Origin of the sequence: Fervidobacterium sp. (assembly GCA_026419195.1) — a bacterium.
In the GTDB taxonomy this organism is placed as follows: Bacteria; Thermotogota; Thermotogae; order Thermotogales; family Fervidobacteriaceae; genus Fervidobacterium.
Genome location: JANZZV010000006.1, coordinates 52,464 through 78,314 on the forward strand (window position 1 = coordinate 52,464; position 25,851 = coordinate 78,314).

At 35.6% G+C, this 25,851-nt stretch carries 23 protein-coding genes; 9 read left to right on the forward strand and 14 right to left on the reverse strand.

The window, feature by feature from the left end; genetic code table 11:
• Positions 1–73: 73 nt before the first annotated feature.
• The 7 genes from N2Z58_06045 to N2Z58_06075 all read right to left on the reverse strand — a co-directional run bounded on the left by N2Z58_06045 (position 74) and on the right by N2Z58_06075 (position 6,732).
• Positions 74–1,159 (reverse strand): iron-containing alcohol dehydrogenase family protein, encoded by a 1,086-nt coding sequence (locus N2Z58_06045; GenBank protein ID MCX7654218.1) that lies wholly within the window; start codon positions 1,157–1,159, stop codon positions 74–76.
• Between the two features lie 86 nt (positions 1,160–1,245).
• A complete protein-coding gene (locus tag N2Z58_06050) occupies positions 1,246–3,195 on the reverse strand; it encodes an S-layer homology domain-containing protein (protein ID MCX7654219.1) in 1,950 nt (649 codons plus the stop codon).
• A 166-nt stretch (positions 3,196–3,361) separates the two neighbouring features.
• Positions 3,362–4,399: a chemotaxis response regulator protein-glutamate methylesterase gene (locus tag N2Z58_06055; GenBank protein ID MCX7654220.1), complete on the reverse strand. Its 1,038-nt coding sequence runs from the start codon at positions 4,397–4,399 to the stop codon at positions 3,362–3,364.
• Positions 4,381–4,833 carry a diacylglycerol kinase family protein gene (locus tag N2Z58_06060; GenBank protein ID MCX7654221.1) on the reverse strand — a complete coding sequence of 151 codons (453 nt, stop codon included), beginning with the start codon at positions 4,831–4,833 and terminating at the stop codon, positions 4,381–4,383. The genes N2Z58_06055 and N2Z58_06060 overlap by 19 nt, the downstream gene beginning before the upstream one ends.
• Positions 4,820–5,416 (reverse strand): 2-oxoacid:acceptor oxidoreductase family protein, encoded by a 597-nt coding sequence (locus N2Z58_06065; protein MCX7654222.1) that lies wholly within the window; start codon positions 5,414–5,416, stop codon positions 4,820–4,822. The genes N2Z58_06060 and N2Z58_06065 overlap by 14 nt, the downstream gene beginning before the upstream one ends.
• Positions 5,409–6,233 (reverse strand): 2-oxoacid:ferredoxin oxidoreductase subunit beta, encoded by an 825-nt coding sequence (locus tag N2Z58_06070; GenBank protein MCX7654223.1) that lies wholly within the window; start codon positions 6,231–6,233, stop codon positions 5,409–5,411. The genes N2Z58_06065 and N2Z58_06070 overlap by 8 nt, the downstream gene beginning before the upstream one ends.
• Positions 6,220–6,732 carry a cytidine/deoxycytidylate deaminase family protein gene (locus N2Z58_06075; GenBank protein ID MCX7654224.1) on the reverse strand — a complete coding sequence of 171 codons (513 nt, stop codon included), beginning with the start codon at positions 6,730–6,732 and terminating at the stop codon, positions 6,220–6,222. The genes N2Z58_06070 and N2Z58_06075 overlap by 14 nt, the downstream gene beginning before the upstream one ends.
• Before the next feature lie 99 nt (positions 6,733–6,831).
• Between N2Z58_06075 and N2Z58_06080 the strand changes: the two genes are divergently transcribed.
• From N2Z58_06080 to N2Z58_06100, 5 genes are read left to right on the forward strand one after another with little or no spacing between them, the layout of a single operon-like run.
• Positions 6,832–7,293: a methylated-DNA--[protein]-cysteine S-methyltransferase gene (locus N2Z58_06080; protein ID MCX7654225.1), complete on the forward strand. Its 462-nt coding sequence runs from the start codon at positions 6,832–6,834 to the stop codon at positions 7,291–7,293.
• A complete protein-coding gene (locus N2Z58_06085; GenBank protein MCX7654226.1) occupies positions 7,284–9,287 on the forward strand; it encodes a penicillin-binding protein in 2,004 nt (667 codons plus the stop codon). Before N2Z58_06080 ends, N2Z58_06085 begins: the two co-directional genes overlap by 10 nt.
• Entirely contained in the window at positions 9,287–9,823 is a 537-nt protein-coding gene (locus tag N2Z58_06090) for a hypothetical protein (GenBank protein ID MCX7654227.1), read from the forward strand. The genes N2Z58_06085 and N2Z58_06090 overlap by 1 nt, the downstream gene beginning before the upstream one ends.
• Positions 9,805–10,248, forward strand: a complete 444-nt coding sequence (gene ndk / locus N2Z58_06095) for a nucleoside-diphosphate kinase (GenBank protein ID MCX7654228.1) — start codon at positions 9,805–9,807, stop codon at positions 10,246–10,248. Before N2Z58_06090 ends, ndk begins: the two co-directional genes overlap by 19 nt.
• Positions 10,249–10,279: 31 nt before the next feature.
• On the forward strand, positions 10,280–10,936 hold the full coding sequence (locus tag N2Z58_06100) for a hypothetical protein (GenBank protein ID MCX7654229.1): 657 nt from the start codon (positions 10,280–10,282) through the stop codon (positions 10,934–10,936).
• Positions 10,937–10,981: 45 nt separating this feature from the next.
• Here N2Z58_06100 and N2Z58_06105 read toward each other — a convergent pair whose 3' ends face one another.
• The 3 genes from N2Z58_06105 to N2Z58_06115 are packed head-to-tail and all read right to left on the reverse strand — an operon-like array spanning position 10,982 to position 14,145.
• Positions 10,982–11,923, reverse strand: a complete 942-nt coding sequence (locus N2Z58_06105; GenBank protein MCX7654230.1) for an alpha/beta hydrolase — start codon at positions 11,921–11,923, stop codon at positions 10,982–10,984.
• 5 nt (positions 11,924–11,928) lie between these two features.
• Positions 11,929–12,576: a phosphatase PAP2 family protein gene (locus N2Z58_06110; GenBank protein ID MCX7654231.1), complete on the reverse strand. Its 648-nt coding sequence runs from the start codon at positions 12,574–12,576 to the stop codon at positions 11,929–11,931.
• Positions 12,577–14,145, reverse strand: coding sequence for a PatB family C-S lyase (locus N2Z58_06115; protein ID MCX7654232.1), 1,569 nt, complete (start codon positions 14,143–14,145; stop codon positions 12,577–12,579).
• A 108-nt stretch (positions 14,146–14,253) separates the two neighbouring features.
• Here N2Z58_06115 and N2Z58_06120 point away from each other — a divergent pair, with 108 nt between their 5' ends.
• Both N2Z58_06120 and N2Z58_06125 read left to right on the forward strand, forming a co-directional pair.
• Positions 14,254–15,525, forward strand: a complete 1,272-nt coding sequence (locus tag N2Z58_06120; protein MCX7654233.1) for a hypothetical protein — start codon at positions 14,254–14,256, stop codon at positions 15,523–15,525.
• A 28-nt stretch (positions 15,526–15,553) separates the two neighbouring features.
• Positions 15,554–16,621 carry a SpoIIE family protein phosphatase gene (locus N2Z58_06125; protein ID MCX7654234.1) on the forward strand — a complete coding sequence of 356 codons (1,068 nt, stop codon included), beginning with the start codon at positions 15,554–15,556 and terminating at the stop codon, positions 16,619–16,621.
• Positions 16,622–16,625: 4 nt separating this feature from the next.
• Here the strand turns inward: N2Z58_06125 and guaA are convergent, their stop codons facing one another.
• Together guaA and aglB are read right to left on the reverse strand one after the other, a co-directional pair.
• Positions 16,626–18,194, reverse strand: coding sequence for a glutamine-hydrolyzing GMP synthase (gene guaA / locus N2Z58_06130; protein MCX7654235.1), 1,569 nt, complete (start codon positions 18,192–18,194; stop codon positions 16,626–16,628).
• A gap of 381 nt (positions 18,195–18,575) precedes the next feature.
• Positions 18,576–20,000: a cyclomaltodextrinase gene (gene aglB, locus N2Z58_06135; GenBank protein ID MCX7654236.1), complete on the reverse strand. Its 1,425-nt coding sequence runs from the start codon at positions 19,998–20,000 to the stop codon at positions 18,576–18,578.
• A gap of 158 nt (positions 20,001–20,158) precedes the next feature.
• Here aglB and N2Z58_06140 point away from each other — a divergent pair, with 158 nt between their 5' ends.
• Both N2Z58_06140 and N2Z58_06145 read left to right on the forward strand, forming a co-directional pair.
• Complete coding sequence (locus N2Z58_06140) at positions 20,159–21,706, forward strand: Na+/H+ antiporter NhaC family protein (protein ID MCX7654237.1); 1,548 nt, start codon at positions 20,159–20,161, stop codon at positions 21,704–21,706.
• A 126-nt stretch (positions 21,707–21,832) separates the two neighbouring features.
• Complete coding sequence (locus tag N2Z58_06145) at positions 21,833–23,404, forward strand: bifunctional aspartate carbamoyltransferase catalytic subunit/aspartate carbamoyltransferase regulatory subunit (protein ID MCX7654238.1); 1,572 nt, start codon at positions 21,833–21,835, stop codon at positions 23,402–23,404.
• 45 nt (positions 23,405–23,449) lie between these two features.
• On the opposite strand, the gene N2Z58_06150 is transcribed toward N2Z58_06145, so the two are convergent.
• Positions 23,450–25,000 (reverse strand): hypothetical protein, encoded by a 1,551-nt coding sequence (locus N2Z58_06150; GenBank protein MCX7654239.1) that lies wholly within the window; start codon positions 24,998–25,000, stop codon positions 23,450–23,452.
• Positions 25,001–25,020: 20 nt separating this feature from the next.
• Entirely contained in the window at positions 25,021–25,761 is a 741-nt protein-coding gene (locus N2Z58_06155) for an ABC transporter ATP-binding protein (GenBank protein MCX7654240.1), read from the reverse strand.
• Positions 25,762–25,851: the final 90 nt, after the last annotated feature.

The window sequence follows — 25,851 nt, forward strand, 5'->3', positions numbered from 1 at the left end:
TTTATAGGTTTAGAGTTACACCGAAATTATACAACTAGTTTCTTAAAATGAGATTTTGAATTCTTAAGAATTATCAAGGAATTTTGCAATACTTATCTTTTATCTCCTCGTAAGCCTCTTTCAGATTTTCAGAAGAATAACTTCCTGGAGTTGAGTTTATGTGGGAGCTTATGGATACTATTTTTACCCAACGTTCTATTTCTTCTTCACTGATATTGATGTCCAAATTGATTCCAAGTAGCCAATAATAATCTTCTAAAGATCCTTCGAAAATCTTGAGCACAGTTTCAACTTTTTCCTTTGCCACTTTTCTTGCTTGTCTTAATTCAAATGGCAAAAATACAGCTGTAGCAAGTCCATGTCTGACTGATTTCTCAGTTGTTAAGTTATAACCAAGTGCATGCGCTATCGTGGTACCAGTTTGGGATATGACCATTCCTGCTACAGTTGATGCAAACATCATTCTTTCACGATAGAAAACGTTCTCAGGATCGTCCAACAATTTTGGGAAACAATCTTTTATTATTTTCATTGCCTCTAAAGCAAGCAGGTCACTAAATGGTGTAGACTTCAGGGAGAGAAAACCTTCTAAAGCATGTGAAAGTGCATCAAGACCTGTAGATAATGTGATTTCTTTTCCAAGAGTTAAGGTGTATCGATAATCTACGAAAGCATATTTTGGAAAAATACATTCGTGGGAAAATCCTTTTTTTCTACCGTTAAAGGTCAATACAGAATATTGTGTAACCTCACTACCTGTTCCAGCCGTGGTTGGGATACATATTATTGGTTTTGCACGTTTGTATTTTTCATTTGAATACAAATCTTCGGGTTCCAAATTCGGATTTTCAATTAATACCGCCACAGCTTTGGCTGTATCCATAGGACTTCCTCCGCCAAGTCCTATCACAACCTCAGCATCTCCAAACTTTTCCGCTAATGGTTTAATGATGTCTAAAGATGGATTTTCTGGTGTGTCATCGTATAAATAAATTCTCTTTCTTTCAAGCACATCTAACAAATCATCAAGACTACCGTTTTTCTTTGAACTTTTTCCAGTTATAATAAGAATAGGTTCATCTAAATCTTGGAATATTTCTCTGTGCTTTAACACAGCTTCTTCCTTGTAGATAACCTTTGTAGGCATAAAAAAACTCATTTAAAAACACCTCCAATTTTTGTATGTACAAATAAAAAAGCTGGCCTTACGACCAGCCTTTAACCCACAGGTTTTAATGAACTATTTTATTTGTTAAATACAAAGTATAGAGCTACTCCGCCAAGCACAATGCCTAATAAGCTGAATATAAGTGCAAATACATCAGTATTCTTTGATTTTACGGCTTCTAATTCCTTTTTCAATTTTTCATTCTCCTCTTTCAATCTCTGAACACTATCGTTTGCTTGAGAAACATTTTCAGACACGCGCGCAAGATCACTTTTTGTATTCACAATTTCATTTTTCAAAGTTGAAATTTCAGAAGATTGTTGAGAGATTTGTGAATTCAAACCTGAGATTTTTTGGTTGATTTTGTCAACATCTGAGACGTTTGCCTTAGAAGTATCGAGTGTAGCTATCTTCTTTGAAATGTTACTTTCTAAGTCTTTTAATTTGGAGTCAATTTGTTGACTTATTTGCTGGGTATTTTGTGACAGTTGGATCATCTCAACTTTCAAATCACCCTTAAGAGCCTCTATTTCTCCTCTCGTTGCATAATCGGTGGTTATTGTATCTATCTTCTTACTCAAACCAGATATTTTTTTGTCAAGCTCAGAATCTGTTAACTTTAAAGAATCAACGCTCTTCATAAGCTCGTTGCTGTTTTTCTCAAGATTATTTAGTTTATTTGTAACATCTGAGATACTTTTTGTAACATCTGAGATACTTTTGCTTAGATTTGATACCTTGTTGTCAACTTCTACCTTTAATGTATTTAAATCCTTTTGTGTTTCACTAACTGTTTTTTCAACGTTTGATATTCTGCCTGATACTTCTGAAATGCCTTTTCCGACTTCTGTTTTCAAAGCATCCATACTTTTTTCAACGTTTGATACTTTGCTGGTTGCTTCTGAAATATTCTTCGTAGTTTCTGCTTTCAAAGAATCTATGCCTTTTTCAACATTTGATAGTCTAGTGGATAATTCTGAAATACTCTTGCTTGTTTCAGTTTTCAAAGAATTTATATTTTTTTCGAGCTCACTTGTTGTCTTTTGAACGTTAGAAATGTTTGTCGAGGCGTTAGTTAACTGAGTTGTTAATGAATTGATTCTTTCGTTTATTTTTGTTATGTTTTCATCAATATTCTTAATTTTATTATCAATTGATGAAATATCCACAGGTGTTGGAGCCAGGTTTTTTGTCCTATCTTCTAAAGCTTTTATTCGATCGGAGATTACGATATAGTTATTTGAAAGCCCGTTCATTGTATTTTCCATACTTGAAAGTTTGGAATTCAAATTAGCAATATTTCCTTCAAAATTTGATAGTCTCGAGCTCAGCGAATCCGCCCTTGCTGTTAATGCTGAAAGGTTATCCGATAAAGTTTTTGATGTAGTTCTCAGACTATTTATGTCGTTTTTCATGCTTCCAATATCTTGTTTTACCACGGCCAAATCCTGAGCTAATGCATTTATACTTTGTCCAGTGGGAGTAACAGCAACCAGTCCCCTTAGTTCTGTTACCTTTTGTACCAAAGCATCGTAAAGTGATTGCAAATCAGAAACCCTCGATTTGACGCTGTTCAAGTCTTGAGACACGGTGGCCAAACTTCTTTCGTTTGAATCCATTCTCTGAGTTAGGGAATCAATTCTTGAAGTGAGTGTTTTATTTGTGTTTGCTACAGAAAGTATCTGGTCAGATAGATTTTTTAATTGAGAATCCACATCGGTTGGGACTTGCGTTGTCGTTTTTTGAGTAGTTGGAGAAGTCGGAATTTTTTTCTCAACGCTCGAAATCCGGTCACTTAAAACTGAAAGAAGCCTGTATAAAGAAACCGCAAGTTGGTACCTTGTAACAGCTTGGTTACCTTGAAATGTCCCATCTGGCATGCCACTTAAAACTCCAAGTCTCGTCAATTCCTGAATAGCATCGTAAGCCCAATGGTTAGCCGGAACATCTTTGTAAGTACTTGAAAAGGCGCTTACAATAGTTAGCGTTACGAAAACAAAAGTAAGAAGTTTCTTGAAACTCACCATCTGAACACCTCCTATGATAGTCTTCTGATATGATAGATTTTTGATAAATTTTTTAGATTACTGTAAGAAAATGTAGAACATATTATTGTCGAAATCTTAAATTTAACGAAAGATGTGTAAACAAAAATAAAAAAGTTGCGAATTGGCTAATGAAGTACCTTTAACGTCAAATAATTTCAATTAGTTTTTCAGGGATTTTGTCGGCAGGTAACACAAAATCAGCGTAACCTTCATCAACAACAGCTTTAGGCATCCCGTACACCACACACGTTTCCGGACTTTCAGCGATAACAGTACCTTTGAAGAATTTGACTTTAAAGGCCCCTTTTGCACCATCCCTTCCCATTCCTGTTAGTATGACCGCCACTGTTTTCTCCTTGTATACTTCAGCAACTTTATCGAGTGTATAATCGACTGAAGGTCTTACATTGTTAATCTTTTGCGTCTTTTTATCAAGGTATATTATACTTTTTCTATCTTGATACTTTATTCCCATGTGATAATCACCTGGTGCGACATATACCCACCCTGGTTTTAACTCGTCACCTTCCTCCGCTTCTTTCACAGAAAGATTTGATATTCTGTCAAGTCTTTGAGCGAGTGATCTTGTGAAACCAGCTGGCATGTGCTGAACAATCAATATTGGTACAGGAAAATCTTTTGGAAGAGGAGGTATAACAAGGTCAAGAGATCTTGGGCCACCTGTGGACGAGCCAATAACAACTATTTTACTTGAAACTATAGACCTTATCTTTAATCCAGATGCAGGTCTTTTGTTAAGTAATACGCGAGTTATTTCTATTTTCATAGCATCACGAATTTTTTGAACAAGTTCAGGTCCCATTTTTCTAAAATCCATTGAAACACTACCTGAAGGTTTTGTAATAAAATCTACAGCACCAAGCTCAAGGGCTAGAAGTGTTATTTCGGCACCTTCCTCGGTAAGACTACTTACCATTATTATCCTTGTTGGAGAGCGTTTCATTATTTCTTTGAGCGCTTCTATACCATTTAATTTTGGCATTTCAACATCCATAGTAACTATATCTGGTTTATATTTCAAACATAGCTCGACAGCCTCCATTCCATCTCTTGCTGTAGCAACTACTTGCATGTCTGTCTGCTGATCGATGATGTCTTTTAATATCATTCTCATAAAGGGAGAATCATCAACTATCATTACTTTTATCTTTTTCTCCTCCAATTTCTCACCACCTTGAAACTTAGTAACGGAAAGGATATCAAAGATATTATAGCAAAAATTTTTCCAACTTCCAAGCTCCAATTAAATAAAAGCTCTCCAAACACTATTATTCCAACAGTTACGGAAAATATGGTTGCCCAAAGAACAACTCCAGCACTTACATCCTTGATTATTTTTATAACAGGGTGAAAATCTTTGCTGTATAAATTCATTAAATGTTCTATTATAGTGTTCACTAATTCAGACCAGATTACGAAGAATACAGCAAAAATAATCCACAACAAATCCTCCCTTTTTACAGGGAGGAAGAGTGTAGTAACAAGAACGATGAGACCTATTAAGAAATGTATTCTAAGATTTCTTTCCGTGAGTATGGATTCTACGATTCCTTCAATTGCGTGAGAAAAAGATTCTACAATATTACTCGAACCCAATTGTTCTCTTTCTCTTTCTTGAAATTCGCGGCTTAAAAACTTTATCCGTGAGCGAGGCTCCAAATTTGATCGCCTCCACATTCATGTCAAAGTATTTTGGACTAACTTCTTTTTTGACTGCTTCAAAAAGTACTTCAAAATCCACTATAGCGGTACTTTTCACAAACGCACCAAGCAAGATCATATTAGATACCATAGCATTTCCATATTTTTCGATAGCATGTTTACTTGCTGGCACGTTGATAACCCTACGTGTTATTCTCTTTATCTCATTTGGTAAATCGTTAATATATGTGCTATCGTATATTATTATACCATTAGTTGCAACGAATTTTCCATGACCTACCATAGAAGGATGCATAATTATTAGTGAATCAAACATCACTGCTCTTGGATACAAGATCGGATCATCTGACATCAGGACATCGCAGTAACTTGGTCCACCTCTAACTTGTTCACTATAATTTTGCGTCTGAATCACGTACTTTTCAAGCAAGACGAAGGCTTCAGATAATATATAACCAGCCAACAGATTCCCCTGTCCGCCTATACCAGCTATTCTGATAGAAAATGGTCTATTCATTTTTACTCCCTCCAACGTAAGTTAGCCTGTAGCGAGTGTAGAAGTCTGGTTTGGATTCATCTTTTTTGAAAACACCTATTATTATCTTTCCATTTAATTCTTCCTTAGTCATTTTGTCTGCTTTTTCTTTCATGACAGCTGCTTCTTTGAAAAATTCCATCATCTGCCAAGGCTCTCTTAAAAGATTGTATCTTCCGTAGTATGTATGACAATTCGACATAACTTCGACAACAGAAACTCCTTTATGCAGTAAGGCTTCTTTTATATACCTAACCGTTAATGGGTAATGATAAACTGTGGAACGAGCAACATACGTTGCACCACACGCAACCGCAAGATTTACTATATCAAATTGCTCTTCAACGTTTCCCATAGGCATTGTACCTGCGATTTTTCCACTCGGTGTTGTTGGAGAATGTTGACCTCCAGTCATACCGTAAATCATATTGTTATATATTATAATTGTCAAATTTATATTCCTCCTGCAGGCGTGGATGAAATGATTACCACCTATGGCTGTTATGTCTCCGTCTCCACCCATGACCACCACTTTAAAATCCGGGCGAGAGAGAGCAACTCCTGTTGCAAATGCTACTGCTCTTCCGTGTAAAGTATGTAATGTATTAAAATCTATATAACCCGTTGCTCGGGAAGAGCAACCTATACCCGAAACTACGGCTGTTTCTTCTGGTTTCAATCCGGTTTGATCAAAGGCATCAAGGAAACTCTTCAGTATGATACCATTACCACATCCTGGGCACCAAACTGTTGGCCATCTGTCGCTTCTGAGATACTGAACTAATCTATCCCTCTTCAACTTTGCCACCTCCATTCAGTTCGACTCCACATGTCTGAAAGAAGAAATCCGTAAGTGGATCTGGATAACCATCTATGTAAACAACTCGCTTTATGCCAGCATTTATTATCAACCTTGCGCAGACAGAACAAGGTTTGTGAGTAACATAAATTGTGGCACCGTCAGTTGAAATACCAAATCTTGCAGCTTGCATTAAAGCATTTTGTTCAGCGTGAAGCCCGTAACAAATTTCTTGATTTCTTCCAGAAGCGATATTCAAGTCATCCCTGATACAACCAATTTGATCACAATGTGGGAATCCAGAAGGTGGTTGGTTGTAACCAGTTGCAAGAATTCTTTTGTCCTTAACTATGAGTGCTCCAACCTTTCTATGAACACATGTTGATCTATCTGCGATGACTTTTGCCAATCTTTTAAAATAATCATCCCAACTTTCTCGTTTATTGGTTTGAGGTTTTATGATAATATTGTTTAGGTACTTTTCAATATCGATGTTCAAAGTAATCGCCCCTTGGATTTGGAATACAACTTAACATTCATGTCTCTATTTTAAACTGAATATTCTACCTTAGCAACTTATAAGTTAGGAGGTATATCTATGGAAAGTTATGAAATTTCAGTTGTTAGATGCGAAATTGGAAGTATTCTCATCTATACTTCTTCTGATGTTTGTCACAAGATAGAGTTTTCAAACGAAATCTTACCAGAAGTTGGTCATAACATATTCACAACCCAAATAAAAGAGTACCTAAATAAAAAACGACAGAAACTTGATTTTCCTATATTTTACAACACTGGTCCAATTTTTAATACGGTCTGGCGTTATTTGGGAGAAAACGTAAGGTATGGTACAATTATTACATACGGGCAGTTGGCAAGAATGTGCGCTACAACTCCTAAGGTAATAGGATACGCGATGGCTTCGAATCCCTTACCAATTTACATACCATGTCATAGGGTAGTGGGTAAAAACAACATAGGAGGCTTTGGTGGAAAAAACAGAAGAGCAGATTTAATTAAATGGAAAGAATACCTACTAAGTTTGGAGGGATGCATTTGAAAAAATTAATACTTTTTTTAGTGTTATTTGTAGTGTTTCTTTTCATAACATTTTCTATATGTTTGCAAATATATAGGAATTACACAGCCAAACTAGAGTTACCTGTTAATAAAACACCAGCAAGTTTAACGGTGGAATACTCTGATGGAACACCACTTTATACACCGAAAAACATTTGGGTAGATTACGAGGACATTCCAGCCATGGTGAAAGATAGCATAATAGCTTCAGAAGATAGGAGGTTTTACTCACACAGCGGTGTAGACATAAAAGGTATTATTCGATCATTGTTTGTTATAATTACAACAGATGAAGTGCAAGGTGGAAGTACAATAACTCAGCAACTTGCAAGAACACTTTACCTCTCTCAAGAAAGAACTTGGAAAAGAAAAATAAAAGAAATTTTCATTGCTTTGTGGCTTGAGCAAAACTACTCCAAGGAAGAAATCCTTGAAATGTATGTAAATTCGGTCTATCTTGGGAACGGTTTGTACGGCTTTCCGGCAGCAGCAAAGCATTATTTTGGGAAGACGCTTGATGAACTTCAACCTGTTGAAATTGCAATGCTCGTTTCAACTTTAAGATCTCCTGAAAAAGCAAACCCATCAAAAGATTTAAACGTGGAATTTAGCAGGATAACTTTAAGAAAGATGAAAGAAAACGGTGTTATAAGTGAATCAGAGTATCAAAACGCACTTTCCCAACTTTCCGCAGAAAATGTGAAAAATTTTAGAAAACAATATAATTCGTTTGACGAAGATCTTTTTTGGATGATAGTTCTTGAGTTAAAGGAGCTGAATTTCGATCTTAGCTCACTAAGGAATGGATTTCGTGTTCGAACAACGATAGATAAAAGACTACAAAGTCTTTTGCAAAACAATATTGACAAAAGAAATATGGCAGGATTAATAATAGAACACTCAACAGGAAAAATCCGGGCTGCGTATGGACTTGGAATAAACTCAGGAAAACGACAGATTGGTTCAATTGTAAAGCCGCTGTATTATTATTTAGCATTTATGGCCGGAAGAAACAAAAGTGATATTCTTCAAGATAAACCAATCACAATTGGTACATGGACTCCCCAAAACTTTGACAAGGAGTACTGGCAAGAGGTTACTCTTGAGAATGCACTTATCTACTCAAGAAATGTTCCGTCTGTTAATCTTTTCATGCAACTCGGACAGAGCAACGTGAGAAACTTTTTGAAAAACAGACTTATGATCGAAGGTTATTATCCAAACGATGCTACTATATCTCTTGGTACGGTAGAAACGTCATTATTTGATATTTCAAAAGGGTTTCAACCAATATTTAACGGAGGGGTAATATTCAAACCAAAGCTTATTGAATTTGTAAGAGATAAAGATGGTATCACATACTACACTTACAAACCGGAGATACTGAATGTAATAAAACCACTAAGAAGTTTTGATCAGAGAGCACCTTTGGAAGCTGCTGTGTTGACACTACAATTGATGGAAAAGGTTGTGACAATGGGTACGGGTAAATCTGCTTATATTCCAGGGAGAAAAATTTACGGAAAAACTGGCACTGCTGAAAAAAATGCTTGGTTTGTTGGAGGAGATGGAAAATACCTATTTCTTTTGACAAAAGATGGTAAGAATCTTACAGGTGGTAAAGACGTAGCACCTATTTGGAAAAAAATAGCACTAGATACTGATATCGGAACAACACCAATTTCTCTACCAATCCAAGTTCAGATACCGGCTATTACAAGGTCAAAAGAACCATCAAATCAGGAATCTCAAACAAGTACTTCTACGTCTGAGAATTTGACCCAACAGAGTGTAGGATTAGAAAAGATGTACGAAAATGTTAAAAATAAGACTATTACTTCAGATGAAATTGTGAACATATTAAAAACCTTAGATTCCGATAAGCAACGTGAGATATTAAGCAAGATTAACGAAATAGATCCTTATATGGCCTCGGAAGTGTACGAAAAATTGCTTGGTGGAGGAGAGTTCTAATGAAGTTTTTTTACAATATTGAAAGAGTTGATAGCTTTGAATACATAGTAGTTAAGGTTCAAGAAAATGGAATAGAAGGTGTGGGAGCTATCTTACCGGTTAGGAAAAATGGAGAAAATTACAAAATCTTTATGGGAGTAATAGAAGAGTATAGAACCGTTGTTGAAAGATCAAAAGTAGAAGATGCATTTATTATTTCTCAAGTCCTTCGTGAACATTTTCCTAACCATCCAAAGGTTGTGTTCGCCATTCAGGCTGCATTTTTGAGTTTGTTTTGCAAGAAATACAAGCTTGATTTAGGAAAACTCATTGGTGGTAACGTTGTTCCAAGAGATGAAAAATGTGGAGAACGTATTTTTCCTGAATATTTAGGAGATGTGATATTGGCAAGGTGCATTAATAACATTAATGGCTCGAATTTAGACAAAACCTTTGTCATGACAAAGTATCCAAAAAACGAGATGGATGATGTTTTAAGTGCCCTTTCTACCAATTACAAGTACTTGGAGGTGTTATCTTGGAGAGAACTTTTATAATACTCAAACCCAATGCCGTTAGAAGAGGACTTGTTGGAGAGATACTTAAAAGATTCGAGCAAAGGGGAATAAAAATAGTTGGTCTAAAATTTTTGAAAATGAGTCGTGAACAGGCAGAAAAACTTTATGAGCCTCATAAAGGAAAAACATTTTATGAGGAGTTGCTTAATTTCATGCTCAGTGGACCTGTTGTTGCGATTATTTTAGAGGCTCCAAGAGTTCTTGAACTTGTGAGACATATTGTTGGTGCGACTGATCCATTGAAAGCGGAGGCTGGTTCTATCAGAGGAGAATTTGCTTTGACTGTTACTAAGAATCTTATCCATGCAAGTGACAGCTTAGAAAGTTTCGAAAGAGAGGCTTCGATTTTTTTCACAGAAGATGAGATAATAGATTATTACTTGGACGTTCAGGACGACATATAACAGTATTTTAGCAATCGGGGGTGTGTAGCTGTTGAAAAGAAGTGATTTATTATCTGTAAGTTTTTTTGTCGCGATTGCATTAATACTTCTCAACGATAATTCAAGAAATGTGTATGTTTTTCTGAATAACTCGCACCCATACATCATGGGGTTTTTGAAAGTTGGAGTTTTGGCAAGTTTTGGTGAAATACTTGCGCTACGTATCTTGAAAGGTAAATACGTTTTTCCTGTTGGTTTTATTTACAGATTTTTTGTTTGGGGATTTTTGGGTGTTGTTTTTGTTTTGGTATTTGAATTGTTTGCAAGTGGGACAGCAATTCTTTTAGAGAAAAATCTTTTGCCATACACACATACCAGTAAGAAATTTCTTCAGGCATTTTATACAAGTGTGTTAATGAATCTCATATTTGCCCCTACTTTTATGGCTTTTCATAGAATTACTGATGCTTATATAGACCTGTCCGGCGGAAAATTAAATAAGATGCTCAGGGTAAAAATAAATGAGGTAATGAATTACATAGATTGGAATAAATTTGTAAATTTTGTAATCCTCAAAACAATTCCGTTTTTTTGGATCCCTGCACATACTATAACTTTTCTACTTCCAACAGCGTATCGTGTACTTGTCGCAGCTTTATTATCCATTGTACTCGGATTAATACTATCGATAAGAAAAAAGCAACAGTAAATTGAACATATATTTACAGCAAGAAAATAATAAGTTGATACAAACCTACGAATCTTTTTTGACTGAATTTTCTAAAAATTTTAATGAATTTCTTAGTATGAATCTTCTAAACGCATAAGATGACTTATGACCAGATGGTACAACTATCTTCTTTGCATTTGGAATCAATCTGTACAAACTGTTGAAAGCTTGCCGCGGAATGACCTTATCAAAAACTCCTTGAAACATTAAAGTTGGTTGCTTCACAAATTTTGCGTAAGATATTGGATCGTAGTGGAAACACGTAGGTTTTAGCTCTAAGATTTGAAAAATTGATTTTAAGTTGTGTAATTTTTTTCTTCCTTCGTTTCTAAGTTGTATGCATTTTTCTTCATCGAAGCATCCCCATTCATTGCTGAACTTTTTGTATCCTTCCCTTACTGGTTCTACATAAGGGGAATACCAATTTATCCATCTCCAATCACCACCTGTAAATGCTAATATACCGACTTTAATTCTTTCGTCAATAGCCATACTCATTGTGGCTATCATTCCACCGAAGCTGAATCCCATAATAGCAATTGGCAGACTTTGTAGTTTGTCAAACGTTTGGATTAAATCTATGGTTCGCCTAACATCTTTTATTGCCTGATGGAACCTAATTACACAATGAGCTGGAGAATGATGGAAAAACGGTTCTCCACCATTCCATTCTGGTTTCGCGCGTTGCAAATGATATGGATGAATCATGAAAAATGTTTCTATACCATGTTTAGCAAACTGTTCTGCAAACCACATCAGATAAGCAATGTGTCCATTACCAATTCCATGCAAAAAAATCATCGTAAGCCAGGGATCTTTTGTACGGTATTGGTATATGTAAATTCTTTTGGATTCAGGAATATCTGGTTCGTACACAGTATCTACACTTAGTATTGAATATTTTTCGTGAATAGTTTCTTCAAGGTTAAAAGGTATGTTCTTATCATAATCAAATGCAAAGGGCATAAACCTTATTCCTCCTTGTTTGAAAACATTATTTTTCCTATGTTGTAACCAATCGATGCCCCAAATAGTACATCTGATGTCCAGTGATTATTAGACCATAACCTTTGGGCAGAAATTACCATAGGTACTGCAAACCAAAAATCACCAAATCTTAAAGAAAGAGGTGTGAAGATTGCCCAAGATAATGCCGAATGACCAGATGGAAATGATTGATAATCTTTTGAAAAGTTCAAAGGCTTAAAAGCATAGGGATTATTCTCAACATACGGTCTCATGCGACCGGTTAAGAACTTTGTTAGACCTACCACTATCGTTGTAAAAGTAAAACTTTCCAAGATAGTAAAGCTTGTGTAAGAATCAATAGGAAATACTATTGCCGATGCCAAAATTGCTAAGCCAAGAAAATGTGGAAAATCGAGCTTATCAAGAAAGCTCAAAAACGATGACTTCGGATAAACCCTGCTGAGTGTTTCATCAAATACAAATACAATTGCAGAGAAAGTTGTAAGGGGATGTGAAAGAAATTCTTCGATATTTCCTGACAGACTTGCGATATCACCTTTCAGTTCTAAAAAACAATCACCTCGGGAAAATCCTACAAAAAAGAGAAGAATTACAATGAAAAATGTTAAATACACTTTACTAAAATCCACTTACGACACCTTCTCCATTCTGACGTGTGAAATTCCAGCTTCGAGAAATTCTTCCCCTACTTGTTTATAACCAAGTTTCTTGTAGAAATCTTTTACTTGAACTTGCGCGTTCAGGGAAAAAATTTTTTGCTCAATATTGGATAAGAATGCCTCTATATGTCGCATAATGATTTTACCGTATCCTAAGTTTCTGAAGTCTTTTCGAACAGCCACACGTTCAATTTTCCAATATTTACCCATATCTCTTGCACGCGCTACGGCTACAGGCTCAGAGAAATGCTTTAAAATGAAATGTACTGCCTCGTAATCTTTACCATCCATTTCCAAAGATATGTCTATACCTTGCTCAATAACGAAAACTTCCTCTCGAATCTCTTTACAGATCTCAAATCGCTCGTCTGGTAATTTGAAAGCTTGGAAATCCAAAGCGTTTTCGTATGCACCTTTGATTCTTTCAAGTGCTTCTTTTAACACGGAAAATTGGCAAGCAAAGTTAAGTCTCACAAAGTTCTTGTCTCCAAAATCCTTTCCATCGTTTAGAAAAACTCTTGCATTTTTTAGGAAAAATTCTTGTGGATTTTCAAGCTTTGTTTTTGAACAGTCGATCCACATGAGGTAAGTACCTTCAGGTAAGGTTGGTTTAAGTAATGGTGTATTTTTTAATAGAAAATTGTAAGCATAATCGCGATTTCTTTTAAGATACGAGACAAGTCTTTCAACCCAATCAGGATCATTGTAGGCAGCTTTTAACGCTTCAATAGAGAGTACGTTACCAATCACCAATTCCATGCTTTCAAGATAGTTTTTGTAAATGCTTCTTAACTTGCTATCTGGGATGATACCGTATGAGTTTGCTAGCCCGGCTATATTAAACGTTTTACCTGGGGAATTAAGTACAATAACGTTTTCTCTACTTATTTCAAGAAGACTTACAAATTTATTTGGTGAGTAGATTATATCAGCGTGTATTTCGTCTGATACGATAATTAAGTTTCTTTTTATTGCTATATCGTGGAGTCTTTCAAGTTCTTCGTATTGCCAAACTCGCCCGACCGGATTGTGTGGATTGGAGATTATTATCAATTTAGTTCTTTCATCAATCAGAGATTCCAAATTATCAAAGTCCATGAACCAAGAGTTATCCTTTTTCATAAGCCGATTTTCAACAACCCTTCTGCCGTTACTTTCGACCACTCTAAAAAAAGGTGGATAAACCGGTGGTTGAATGATTACCTTATCTCCGGGTAATGTGAGGACATTTATCAAAAAAGCGATCATCGGTACAACACCTGGGCCATTGACTATCCATTCACTTTGAATATCTATATTGTACCTGCTTTTGTACCAATTAACTATTGTTTCATAATAACTATTTGAACGATACGTGTAGCCAAATATTCCATGTTGCACTCGTTGCGATAAAGCATCAATTATCCTCTGCGAAGTTTTAAAATCCATGTCAGCTACCCACAAAGGTAACACATCCTCGCCATGCAGATTTAATATCATATCCCATTTAAAACTATCTGTTTTTCTGCGATTCACAATAATGTCAAATTCTTCTAACATACAAGCCACCTCTCTAATATAATTGTCACAGATGGATTACTTCCAGAACAATTATATCATACACTCAAAGTGGTATAATATATATTGAACGTCGTTGGGGGTGGTTTGGTGAGGTTACCTAATTTTACTGTCTGGTTCATAATTGCTGTTTTCTTTGTTGGATGGCTAGCAATATTTATTTACGAACATTTCAGGTTTTCGCCTTTTGCTTTACAGGTTGATTTTGAAGTGGTAAAAGAATACCTGTTTGATCGTCATGTAGACCTATTTAACCCAATTCTGAGAAACCAATTTAGAGTACAACAGATACAATTTGATCAAAGACTAACAGCTTACGGTTTTGCTCTTAAAATTTCTGACGTACTTGCCTTCCTCAACGATGGTACAACAAGAATAGAGGTACCACTAAGGAGAATTGATAAAGTTTTACCGCTCAGATTTAAGTATATATCAGGAGAGGTTGTTGTTGTTGAAAGTGTTTGTGATGTTCCTGAAGGCTCTGTGCTTCTTTCGATAAATGGTATACCGATCGAACAAGTGTTAAAAAAGTATAGCAAGTTTTATCCAAATCTTGATGAGTTTGAATCCAAATATTCTTTCGTTGATAAGCAGCTGCAATACTATCTTAAAATAATCGATGCAAGTTCCGTCCAGATAACTTACAGACTACCAGAAACAAATACCCAGAGAATAGCATACTTAAAAGGTGTCGAATCGTTTCCAACCAAGAAAAGTGTGATTGACGTTTATAAATCACAGGATACTATTTTTGTGAAGATAAACACATTTAAGGTTTCTTCAAAAGAAGATATGGCACAGATTTCCCAACAGTTTGAGCGTATTGCTCAAGAAAGCACTGAGACGTCGAAGATAATATTTGACCTCAGGTATGCATCAGATGGTGATGATACAATTCCGTCAATCATTCTCTCGTATCTTGTAGATCAACCGGTTGATTTGTATCCAAGTTTATACGTAAGATACAAAAACAAGTTGATAAAAAAACAACAAATTCCGATTACTCCTTCACAGAATAAAATAAAAGGTTTGGTATACTTTCTCGTCGACAACTCATGTTTTTACAAACCTCACAAAACAATATTGGCATTTGTTTCAGAATATTCTTTGGGTAAAATAATCTGTTCAAGTCATCAATATACGATTCCAAAGGAATTTTATGTTGACGAATTTTGGAAAGTGTTGCCGAACACGAAAAGCTATATTGTTTTTCCGACAGGGAAAGTAGTTTTGGAAAAAAAGCCCACGGTATTTTTGCACAACGAAATTGATCTAACGTACAGAGAATTAATCAACAAAAATACTTACACGAAATATTTGGAAAAAATAAAAATTCCTAGAAACTTTGACTTGTATAATTGATTAATCTACCAAATGCGAGGTGAAAATAATGAGTAGCTTAAATAAATTGTTGGAATATTTAAAGAACTCAAAAATTTTGGATTTTCTTGAGAATCTTGAAATTCCGGCTTACATTGTCTCGAAAGACAGGGTCATTGTATTCTGGAATAAAGCAGCTCAGTCCTTAACTGGTTACTGTCAAAGCGAGGTACTTGGCAGACCTTGTGCAAAGCAAGTATTGAATCACGTTGACAGAACAGGCATACCAGTTTGTTCGACCGAATTATGTCCTCTGTATCAGTCTATAAAAAGTGGACAACCAGTGCAAATTCCGTTTGCTGTGTACGGGCTTACAAAAAGTGGAATAAGAAGACCGTTCTCTGTTTCTGGTATTCCAATAAAAATTGACGGTGAAGTGCTTGGTGCTATTGAAATTTTTAACGATGCTGAAAAGATGGATAGTGACATGGCGATTGCTATAAAAATTCAGCAAGCATTTGTTCCTGAAAACACTGATAGATTGGAATTTTTTTACAAGCCTTCCGCAGGACTCGGTGGAGATATGATATATTATAATCCACCTTGGGTTGGAATTATAGATGTTAGTGGACATGGAATTGCAGCAGCGCTTGTAAGTATGCTTTTAAGAACAATTTTTGATATCGTTGCGTCGTTTGATCCTCCACTTAACCAGATACCTTTGCTTGTTGAGAATGAGATGAAAAAATATCAACTTGAAGGTCTATATTTTACCTCAATATTTGGAAAGTTGGAAAAAGATACGTTTGAATTTCTTGACATAGCTCATCCATCTCCTGTAAATATTTCAAGAAAAGAAATTTTGGAAACTACTAACGTACCACCTATAGGTTTTGGATTATCCCAGGATTACGATTTTTCAGTAATAAACAAACATTATCTATTAGACGGGAGTTTATTACTTTACACAGATGGTATCACGGAGATGAAAACTAAAAAGGGAACATTAAATTCTGATGGGTTGTTGTCGGTAATCGACAGCCAAGATGATTTGAGTTTGATTTACCTAAAAATTTTAAAAGAAAGAACGTCCCCCTTACAGGAGGACGATATTACAATGGTACTTTTGAAAAACTAAATGCTTATTCCCATTCGATAGTTGCAGGTGGTTTAGATGTTATGTCGTATACCACCCTATTTATTCCTCGTACTTCGTTAACAATCCTCTTTGCCACATGGTTAAGAAATTCATGTGGCAATTTTGCCCAATCTGCAGTCATTCCATCTTCACTTACGACGGCTCTTAGTGCAACAACGTTTTCATATGTTCGATAATCTCCCATAACACCTACAGATTTGACTGGTAAAAGTACAGCGAATGCTTGCCAAACCTTATTGTACAAATCCCATTTTTTTAGCTCTTGAATAAATATATAATCTGCATCTTGTAAAAGTTTAACAGATTCACTTGTGATAGGTCCTATAATTCTTACCGCTAATCCCGGACCAGGAAATGGATGACGCTGTAAAATGCTTTCAGGAAGGCCAAGTTCCTTGCCCAATACCCTGACTTCATCTTTAAAAAGGTACCTGAGAGGTTCTATAATCTGAAATGGTAGAGTTTCCGGTAATCCTCCAACATTATGGTGAGTTTTAATCTTTGCTCCTGCCTTTCTTTCTGAAACTTTGCTTTCGATAACATCTGGATAAAGTGTACCTTGCGCTAAATATTTTATATCCCCGCACATTTCTTTCAATTTCATTGCCTCCTGATAAAAAACATCTATAAAGGTGTGTCCTATAATTTTTCTTTTTTCTTCAGGATCTTCAACCCCTTCAAGTGCTTTTAAAAACCTCCCGGAGGCATCTACATAATGAACTTTTATACCTATTTGTTCAAACTGGTTTACAACTTCCTTTCCTTCGTTTTTTCTTAACAGTCCTGTGTCCACAAATATAGGAATAAACTTATCCGGTATGGCTTTGTGAAGTAACATTGCAACAACAGAAGAATCAACTCCTCCTGACAAACCAAGTATTACTCTGCCGTCAATTTTACTTCTTAATTCATTAATCATATGAAAGGCGAAATTTGACATTGTCCAATTTGGTTGCAACTTTGCTACGTTTCTTAGAAAATTTTCTAAGATGTTTTTTCCATACTGTGTATGCGAAACTTCCGGATGGAATTGAACTCCGTAATATTTTCCATCCCTACTTCTTACAGCTGCGTACGGTGAATTCTCACTTACAGCTAAGACTTCAAAATCTTTTGGTAATTTCTCAACTCTGTCAGAGTGACTCATCCAAACTGTAAAGCTATCAGGTATATTTTCAAATATACCAACAGATTTCTTTACTTCGAGTTTTGCAGGTCCAAATTCACGATGCACAGATTTCTCAACCTTTCCACCAAGTTGATGAACCAATGCTTGTAAGCCATAACATATTCCAAGAACCGGTAGATTTTTCTCAAAGACGTATTCAGGAATTTTAGGAGCGCCCTCATCGTACACACTTGCAGGACCACCTGATAAGACAAAAGCCACAGGAGATAGCTTTTCAACATTCTCCCATGGTTCATCAAATGGGAGAAGTTCACTGTAAAATCCTAATTCTCTGATTCTTCTTAAAATTAACTGTGTATACTGGGAACCAAAATCGAGAACCACTACTGTTTGCCTTTCTTCTTCTCTTAATATGTCTTCCATTCCTTTTCACCCCCACGGCAATTGTTAGTTATAAATTCTGATTGTGAGTATAAAAATTTGATTTTCAGCCAAAAGTATCTATTCTTCATTTAATAAAGTATCATATACATAAACATTTTCAACGAATAAATTATTAATTTTACTTTGCAAAGAGAAAATAAGCTTTACCTAGCAATGTTGGTTGAGATATAATACAAATTAGAGTGAGTTTGGTATGGGAAGGTGAACACATGCGTAAGGGTAGTGTATTAGTTACTGTATTAATAATATTAATTTTCATTGTATACATACTTTCCAAGTTGCATTTGTTGCTTTCTATTAGACTCAAGGGTTATCCGTAGAAATTAAAAAGGCAGCCTTTTGGCTACCTTTTAAAAGTAATTAATATATTCTCTTGTACTGATTGTAACTTCCTCTAATTTTATTTACTGCTTTTAGTATTCTAAATCCTTTTTCGGGGACATTAGTTCTCAAAACGCCACCTACTATGTAAAATTCCTCATTTGTGAACAAATCGACAAAGCACGTACCAGCGAGTAATCGGCCATCTGGAACTGAAAGGGTGCATTCTGTTTTTTTTCCCTTGTTAACTATAACAATTATATCATCAAGTACGTAAGGAGTTTTTCTTAAAAACGCAAGAGGTTCCTCGCTTAGGACTTTAAACTGTCCTACCTTTAGTGCAATTTCCTTCTTTCTTATTGAGATGATTTTCTTGTAAAAATCACGTAATTCATTATCCCACTTACTCTCGTCCCAGATCATTGGTGCTCTATTTTCCGGATCCCAACCACCTTCAATACCAATTTCACTTCCGTAATATACAAATGGCACCCCAGGATACGTGAACTGAATTACAATTGCCAATTTACGCAGGCTTTTGTCTGGTAATACAGTTGCTATCCTTTGTGTATCATGACTATCGAGCATGTTCCAACAACCATATATATTTGGTGTAGAATTGTATGCATCTTGTAAAACACTACCTAGATTTTTTAGATCTCCTTTTAACCAACCAATAACACTTTCTCGAAAATGATAATTCATGATACCATCTACTACTTCCCAATTTGAAGGGAAGTTCCACGTTTCTGTAACAACATATTTCTCAATTGATACAGATTTGGCCCTTGAAGTAATAATTGCGTTGTTGACATATCCAACATCGAAACCAACATCAAGTCTCCAACCATCTGTTCCAAGTCTCAAGTAATACTCGACAACATTCAATAGATATTCTCTCACAGAAGTCTCTTCCCAGTTCCACTCTGGCATATCTGGGACATTGTGCCATGCTCTGTATCCATCTTCATAAATTGAGAACTTTGCGAGATGTTTTCTTTTTCCTTTTAGCGCATTTTGAAACCACTTGTTTTCTTTGCTCAAGTGGTTAAAAACACCATCAAGCATTACTTTAAAACCATGCTCTTTCGCTCGTTTTAAGTAATGTATAAAAGCTCTTTGGCCACCAAATTGCGGATCAATTTTCATGTAATCAGCCGTATCGTATTTATGATTTGATGGAGATAAAAAGATGGGTGTTGTGTATATTAAATTAGCACCAAGGTCGTTGATATAGTCAAGTTTTTCGGCAATCCCCCACAAATCTCCTCCCCAAAACTCAAAGCAATGCTCGATGTTTGGTTTATGCTTTGGTAAGGTGTTCCAGTCAACAACTTTTCCTCCACGCTTTGTGTATAGATGCGCCTTATCGTATACATTTTTGCCATTACCAATTGCAAATCTGTCCGGAAAAATCTGATATACAACACTTTCATAGACCCAGCTCGGGAGTGGATAATGCATATAAGATCTCCTTTCATTGATATCTCTAGATCAATGAAAAATTATACCATAAGTTTTCAATGTTACAAGATTTTCGAAAATGCATTATTCGCTGGTGTATGTGGTATAATGTCATAAGATTTTGAGCAAAGGTACATTCTTTTGGGGAGGTGTAGTTAATGGAAGGAACTGCATGGGCTATTTTACCACCACTTGTAGCGATCATGTTAAGCTTTATCACAAAAAACGTACTATTTTCGTTGTTTCTTGGCATATTCACGGGCGGATTACTTTTGAATTCATTTAATCCCGTATCAGCTGTAGGATACTCTCTTGAAAAAATTATTGGTTCAATGGCAGATGAATGGAATGCTAAACTATTACTTTTTAACCTATTGATGGGAGCCGGTATAGCATTCATTTGGAAACTCGGCGGTAGTACGGCGCTTTCCAACTGGGCGAAAAGGAAGATCAAATCGCGTAAAACAGCGAATGTAATGGCTTGGCTGCTCGGAATTATTGTTTTTTTCAACGATTATATTAATGCAGCCATCGTTGGAAATGTTACAAGAGATATATTTGAAGAACATAAAATTTCAAGAGAAAAACTATCCTACATTCTTGATTCGACCTCAGCACCCGTGGCAACTTTCTTCATATCAGACTGGATAGCCTATCAATTATCTATGATTCAAAAAGGGATGGAAGCAGCCAATATCACAGAAATAGCTCCAATAAAAGCATTTTTCGGAAGCATACCATTTAATTTTTACTGCATATTTACTGTGCTATTCGTTGGTTTGATTGCAATTACCGAATGGGATTTTGGACCAATGTTGAAAGCAGAGCTTAGAGCAAGAAAAGAGGGAAAAACCTATAGAGACGGAGCGGTTCCAATGCTGAATGTAGATTTTGAACTTGGTGAACCCCTTAAAACTAAACCTATGATCCTAACATTTATTCTTCCTATTCTTGCCCTTATTGGTGTCACACTTTGGGGATTTTATCACACTGGTGCCAAAGGAGGGGGGACAACTTTAATTGACAAACTTGGTAATGCAGATGCTGCAACGGCACTGTTGTGGGGAGCTTTTGCTATGGTTTTGACTGGTATGGGAATAGCTGCTATGTTTAAATTGATGAGCCTCTCCGAAATGATGAAAACGTTTTTAGATGGTTTGAAATTGATGCTACTTGCGTGTGCTATTCTTGTTCTTGCCTGGTCCATTGGTACGGTAACAAAAGATATGAAACTTGCAGATTATGTTGTTTCCCTTATTAAGGAAGATGCTAAGTTTACATTTGTACCATCAATCATCTTTCTCATATCAATGGTTATATCATTTGCTACAGGTACGTCATGGGGTACAATGGCCATCATGACGCCACTTGCGGTACCTATAGCTTACAAAATTACAGGCGAACCTTTTTTCTCTGTAACAGTGATGGCGGGTACAGTATTCGCTGGGGCGATATTTGGTGACCATTGCTCGCCTATATCGGATACTACTGTACTCTCTTCGATATTTTCTGGGGCAGACCACATGGATCACGTAAATACACAAATTCCATACGCTCTTACAACAGCTATGGTTTCACTAACCATTTTTCTTTTATACGGTTTATTCAAAATACCTCCGATTATATTGATTTTAGCTGGAATTGTGATTTTGATAATCATCTCAAGATTCTTATATTTGATTGGCATGAAAAAATACAATGTGTAGTCCAGCAAAAGTAACGTTGCAGCTGTTATAATTACTTCTTTATTTTTGATAATTTCTTTAATTGTGGTATAATACTCAAAGGTTTAATATAAAGAAATTGTACTTAAAAACGTGGGGGGAGGAAGCATGAAACACGATTTTCTTGGTAGAACACTTGCGGTTATCAATGACTTTTCAGTTGAAGAGCAGCTTTTTTTGTATCAGAACACTAAGAAGTTGAAAGAAATGATTAAAAGAAAAGAAGATGTCTCTGATTTTCAAATCAAGCGTGACACAGGAATCTATATTGTTTTTGTTGAACCATCAACAAGAACCAAAGAATCTTTTATAAACGCGGCAAGATTTCATAAAAACGCGAAGGTAAATATCTTTGATTCTGAACATTCTTCGTTTAATAAGCAAGAAAGTTATGTGGATACCTTCAATATGTTAACAGGCTACAGCGAATATTCAATATTCATTTTAAGAACACGACTTGAAGGTGTTTGTAGGTTACTTGAGCAAAAAGTTGGAGAATTTGCCGAAAGACATGGCATACCAAAGCCAGCATTCATAAATGGTGGAGATGGTAAACACGAACATCCGACCCAAGAGTTGCTCGATGAGTTCACTTTTCTTGAACAGATGAATTTTGACAATTCCTATATTCACATAGCTTTAGTGGGGGATTTATTACATGGACGGACCGTGCATTCAAAAGCAGACGGGTTAAAAGTATTTAAGAACGTCAAAGTTGATTTGGTTGCTCCCCAAGAGCTACAAATGCCAAAGAGTTATGTAGAAAAAATGAAAAGAAATGGATTTGAAGTTAACACATTTTCTTCATTGGACGAGTATCTATCTTCCACAAGACCTGCTTTGATCTGGTATTTTACCAGATTACAACTTGAGAGGATGGGCGAAGATATCCTTGAGAAAGCACAAATGCTTAAAAAAGCCGTTACATTTAGAAAAGACATGCTCGAAAAGATTTTGGAAGGTACGAAATTTTACCATCCTCTACCACGGCCAAAAGTGGATCCTGAGATCCCCACTTTTCTTGATACACTACCGTTAAACGGATGGGAACACCAAGCTATTAACGGTTACTGGGTTAGGGTAATCCTTTTATCAATGCTAGGTGGAGCACTTGAAGCGCCTTTTGATACCACAGTTAAAAATGAGGAAAAGCCAGACGATTTTATAGTTCCGGCTCCAATTACAGATGGTACTAAGGGTGTACAAAAAGAGGGTAAAAGAGGAATAAAACCTGTAGATAATGGCACAGTCATCGATCATATTGCCAAGGGTAAATCTCCAGAAGAAATCTACAGTACGATAGTTAAAATAAGAAAAATACTGAAATTGTACGATATTGATAGCGCAGATGGAATCTTCAAATCAGCAGATGGAAACTTCAAAGGATACATAAGCTTACCAAATAGGTACTTATCATTTAAAGAAATAAAAAAACTTGCAGCTATATCACCGCACACAACTGTGAATATAATCAAAGATGCAAGAGTCACAGAAAAATACAGATTAGAACTTCCTCCAAGAATATACAATTTTGAAGAGATAAGGTGTAAGAACGAAAATTGTATTACAAATCCATTACATGGGGAAAACGTTTATTCATCGTTCGTTCAGGTAGATGGTAAATTTGTATGCGAATACTGCGATACAGCTCATGAATATCATGAAATATGGAGAATATAGAAGTTGATCGAAAAAAGTACCGCGATTGCGGTACTTTTTTGAATTTCAAATTTCGTTTGACCCCAGTATTTTTCTGAGTTTACGATAATACACATACAAAAGTACAAAACTTAACAATAGAGATGAAATGAATACAATCCAGGAAACGTAAATTCTTAATCCTCTAACAACATTTTTGGAAAACAAGATACTCGTTGGATAAATCATTCCAAATGCAAGTCCTATAGTGATACCTTCTATCATAAATGTAGCAGACATTGAAAACGGCTGATTTTTGGCTTTCCCCGGCTTTGTGATACTGTAATATGATCCAATTAGTGCACTAAGAGCAAAAAGTAATGTTGAAATTGGTATAAAATAAAGCGTTGTTTTGTTAAACCTACCGAATATTAAAGCAAAGACATTAATTAAGAAAAACAAAAGCATATTCAACAAAACTGGCACGATCAACTTTGGCATTATAATAGTTCGTCTTTTTGTAGGTAAAGTCATTAGTAATTCCTTGTATTTAAATTCATTCATAGTAATCAAACCCGATTCCATCGCACAGTAGAATACTGCTATAGCTATAAATGGCATTGTTGAACTTATAGAATATCCTGAAATCAAGATCATGAAAATTCCAAATGCTAATGGGTACAATATTAAGAAAATAAACTGCTCGTTTCTTAACAATAACTTAAGATCCTTCCACAAGATTGCACCAATTCTCGAAGCATAGTTGCCTTTTTTGACGTAATCCTTAACTTTTAGATTATTCTTAAGTTTTATTCTATCACTTTCGTAAACTACTTTTTCCGAATAAAACCAAAAAAGTAGCGTAGAAACAAGAGAAATAACTATCGACATACTCAATAAAATTTTGTTTTCTGAATAAGACCAAGTAATTACATTCCACTTTGATGCTGTAAACGATAGCCACCTTGCAATATTTGCATTTTTTCCAAGTTTTTCTACATCAATATCTTGAAGATACATGAAACCCAGATAAATAAATATCAAAAATAAAGTTATAATCACATTCAGTTTTCTCACGAAACTCTTTGAACTAACACCGCCTCCAAGCACTGAAAATAGTGCAGACATCGAGGTCAGGAAATAAAAGTGCAAAATAGTTCTCAAAATGAAATCAACTGAATAATTCTTAAAACCGCTCATGTATCCAAGAGTAGCTCCTAAAAGGAAAACAACAGTTACAAGTTGACTTGATAGTGAAACTATCAGATTATAAATAGTAAGTACTCTCCTGTTTATAGGCAGTGTAAGAAGAAACTCCATTTCCTCGCTTTTTGAGAAGGCATACATTCCAGTTCCAACAAATCCAACGATATAAAAAAGAGAGAACATTGTCACACTCATTAAATACATCATTGTGCCAACTTGTTGAACCTGAGGGAATATTTTTAGCTGGTTGTAAAGCTTGCTATACAACTCGTAATTTGAAATATAGATAAACACACCTATCGGTAAACTGCCGAGTAAAAGTGAAACCAGATATCTCCGAGCATAATTTATTTTTTTAACACTCTTTCTTTTGTGCGGAACACCACTTATTGATAGCCCAATGTATTTCATCAACAACCCAAGCTCTCTCATAGAATATCACTCCCAAAATTTCACAATTCGTCAACAAGACTTTTTATATCTTCGGAAGCGGTCAGGGTAAGGAATATATCTTCCAAGGAACTACCATATTTAGTTTTCAAATCATTTATACTCGATTCTGCAATAATTTGTCCTTTGTTAATTATTGCAACTCTGTCACACATTTTTTCCGCTATCTCGAGTATATGAGTAGTCATAAATACAGTTGTTCCCTCTTCTGCGTATTTTCTTAAAAGTTCTTTTAAAATCCTCGCGCTTCTTGCATCAAGACCGACCGTTGGCTCGTCCAAGAAAAGCACTTCCGGTTTTCTCATCAACACAGAAACCAGCATAAGCTTTTGTTTCATCCCATGCGACATTTCTCCAACAAATTTATCAAGATAATCTATACCAAAAACTTTACATAGTTCTCCTATTCTGGAATGTAGACTGCTTTTATCTAATCTGTACACTGAGATTATAAAATCCAGAAACTCGCTCCCTTTAAGATGTTCGTATATCCTTGGTTCATCAGGAACAACACCTATCCTTCTTTTAATCTCTATTTCGTGGGTCTTCATGTCCATCCCCAGTATCTCAACAATTCCGGAAGTAGGTCTCAATACACCAGTAAGCATTCTAATAGTTGTGGTTTTACCCGCACCATTTGGACCAAGGAAACCAAAGATCTCTCCCTTTTTAACCTCCAGATTTATTGAGTTTACTGCTGTAAAATCTCCGAATTTTTTTGTGAGATTGATAGCTCTTATCACTATATATTCCTCCCCAATTTGATTTATGGATCTAAAATTAAATTATATCATCAAAAACAAACGTAGTTAAGAGATAATAAAACAAGCCCT

What these genes read in the sequence shown, in the direction of transcription:
- N2Z58_06045 (MCX7654218.1), bottom strand. Translation starts at nt 1,159, where the DNA reads ATGAGTTTTTTTATGCCTACAAAGGTTATCTACAAGGAAGAAGCTGTG.
- N2Z58_06050 (MCX7654219.1), bottom strand. Translation starts at nt 3,195, where the DNA reads ATGGTGAGTTTCAAGAAACTTCTTACTTTTGTTTTCGTAACGCTAACT.
- N2Z58_06065 (MCX7654222.1), bottom strand. Translation starts at nt 5,416, where the DNA reads ATGAATAGACCATTTTCTATCAGAATAGCTGGTATAGGCGGACAGGGG.
- N2Z58_06080 (MCX7654225.1), top strand. Translation starts at nt 6,832, where the DNA reads ATGGAAAGTTATGAAATTTCAGTTGTTAGATGCGAAATTGGAAGTATT.
- N2Z58_06085 (MCX7654226.1), top strand. Translation starts at nt 7,284, where the DNA reads ATGCATTTGAAAAAATTAATACTTTTTTTAGTGTTATTTGTAGTGTTT.
- N2Z58_06090 (MCX7654227.1), top strand. Translation starts at nt 9,287, where the DNA reads ATGAAGTTTTTTTACAATATTGAAAGAGTTGATAGCTTTGAATACATA.
- N2Z58_06105 (MCX7654230.1), bottom strand. Translation starts at nt 11,923, where the DNA reads ATGCCCTTTGCATTTGATTATGATAAGAACATACCTTTTAACCTTGAA.
- N2Z58_06115 (MCX7654232.1), bottom strand. Translation starts at nt 14,145, where the DNA reads ATGTTAGAAGAATTTGACATTATTGTGAATCGCAGAAAAACAGATAGT.
- N2Z58_06125 (MCX7654234.1), top strand. Translation starts at nt 15,554, where the DNA reads ATGAGTAGCTTAAATAAATTGTTGGAATATTTAAAGAACTCAAAAATT.
- guaA (MCX7654235.1), bottom strand. Translation starts at nt 18,194, where the DNA reads ATGGAAGACATATTAAGAGAAGAAGAAAGGCAAACAGTAGTGGTTCTC.
- aglB (MCX7654236.1), bottom strand. Translation starts at nt 20,000, where the DNA reads ATGCATTATCCACTCCCGAGCTGGGTCTATGAAAGTGTTGTATATCAG.
- N2Z58_06140 (MCX7654237.1), top strand. Translation starts at nt 20,159, where the DNA reads ATGGAAGGAACTGCATGGGCTATTTTACCACCACTTGTAGCGATCATG.
- N2Z58_06145 (MCX7654238.1), top strand. Translation starts at nt 21,833, where the DNA reads ATGAAACACGATTTTCTTGGTAGAACACTTGCGGTTATCAATGACTTT.
- N2Z58_06150 (MCX7654239.1), bottom strand. Translation starts at nt 25,000, where the DNA reads ATGAGAGAGCTTGGGTTGTTGATGAAATACATTGGGCTATCAATAAGT.